Annotated in this window: 1 rRNA gene; it reads right to left on the bottom strand. The window is 50.9% G+C overall.

The window, feature by feature from the left end:
- Positions 1-56 precede the first annotated feature (56 nt).
- Positions 57-1,608: ribosomal RNA gene (locus tag DUK53_RS16980) — 16S ribosomal RNA — on the bottom strand.
- Between the last annotated feature and the right edge of the window lie 99 nt (positions 1,609-1,707).

The raw sequence follows: 1,707 nt of genomic DNA, 5'->3' as shown, positions 1-1,707 counted from the left end.
CTCTCAAAACTGAACAAAACAGAAGATAAAACAAAAGCAGGTTTCCTTTTCCTTAGAAAGGAGGTGATCCAGCCGCACCTTCCGATACGGCTACCTTGTTACGACTTCACCCCAATTATCTGTCCCACCTTCGGCGGCTGGCTCCATAAAGGTTACCCTACCGACTTCGGGTGTTACAAACTCTCGTGGTGTGACGGGCGGTGTGTACAAGGCCCGGGAACGTATTCACCGTGGCATGCTGATCCACGATTACTAGTGATTCCGGCTTCATGTAGGCGAGTTGCAGCCTACAATCCGAACTGAGAATAATTTTATGGGATTAGCTCGACCTCGCGGTTTGGCAACCCTTTGTATTATCCATTGTAGCACGTGTGTAGCCCAGGTCATAAGGGGCATGATGATTTGACGTCATCCCCACCTTCCTCCGGCTTGCACCGGCAGTCACTTTAGAGTGCCCAACTAAATGCTGGCAACTAAAATCAAGGGTTGCGCTCGTTGCGGGACTTAACCCAACATCTCACGACACGAGCTGACGACAACCATGCACCACCTGTCACTTTGTCCCCGAAGGGAAAGTTCTGTCTCCAGAAGGTTCAAAGGATGTCAAGACCTGGTAAGGTTCTTCGCGTTGCTTCGAATTAAACCACATGCTCCACCACTTGTGCGGGCCCCCGTCAATTCCTTTGAGTTTCAACCTTGCGGTCGTACTCCCCAGGCGGAGTGCTTAATGCGTTAGCTGCAGCACTAAGGGGCGGAAACCCCCTAACACTTAGCACTCATCGTTTACGGCGTGGACTACCAGGGTATCTAATCCTGTTTGCTCCCCACGCTTTCGAGCCTCAGCGTCAATTACAGGCCAGTAAGCCGCCTTCGCCACTGGTGTTCCTCCACATATCTACGCATTTCACCGCTACACGTGGAATTCCACTTACCTCTCCTGCATTCAAGTCTCTCAGTTTCCAATGACCCTCCCCGGTTAAGCCGGGGGCTTTCACATCAGACTTAAGAAACCGCCTGCGCTCGCTTTACGCCCAATAAATCCGGACAACGCTTGCCACCTACGTATTACCGCGGCTGCTGGCACGTAGTTAGCCGTGGCTTTCTGGTTAGATACCGTCAAGGGACAAGCAGTTACTCTTATCCTTGTTCTTCTCTAACAACAGTGCTTTACGATCCGAAAACCTTCTTCACACACGCGGCGTTGCTCCGTCAGACTTTCGTCCATTGCGGAAGATTCCCTACTGCTGCCTCCCGTAGGAGTCTGGGCCGTGTCTCAGTCCCAGTGTGGCCGATCACCCTCTCAGGTCGGCTATGCATCGTTGCCTTGGTAGGCCATTACCCTACCAACTAGCTAATGCACCGCGGGCCCATCTGTAAGTGATAGCCGAAACCATCTTTCAAACAGGCGTCATGCGACGCTTGTTATTATTCGGTATTAGCCCCGGTTTCCCGGAGTTATCCCCAACTTACAGGCAGGTTGCCCACGTGTTACTCACCCGTCCGCCACTAACGTCAGAAAGAGCAAGCTCTTTCGTCGGTTCGTTCGACTTGCATGTATTAGGCACGCCGCCAGCGTTCGTCCTGAGCCAGGATCAAACTCTCTTTAAAATAAAGATGAATCTGAATACTTATTCAACACCGTGAATAAGATCCTTGCGTCAAATTGACTTCGCTAGCAAATTACTTTACTAGTATTACTTTTGGAAA

The organism is Listeria sp. SHR_NRA_18 (assembly GCF_003856515.1).
Classification (GTDB): Bacteria; Bacillota; Bacilli; order Lactobacillales; family Listeriaceae; genus Listeria_A; species Listeria_A newyorkensis.
Note: the sequence above shows the minus strand (reverse complement) of the source record. Positions and strands in the feature narration are given on the sequence as shown.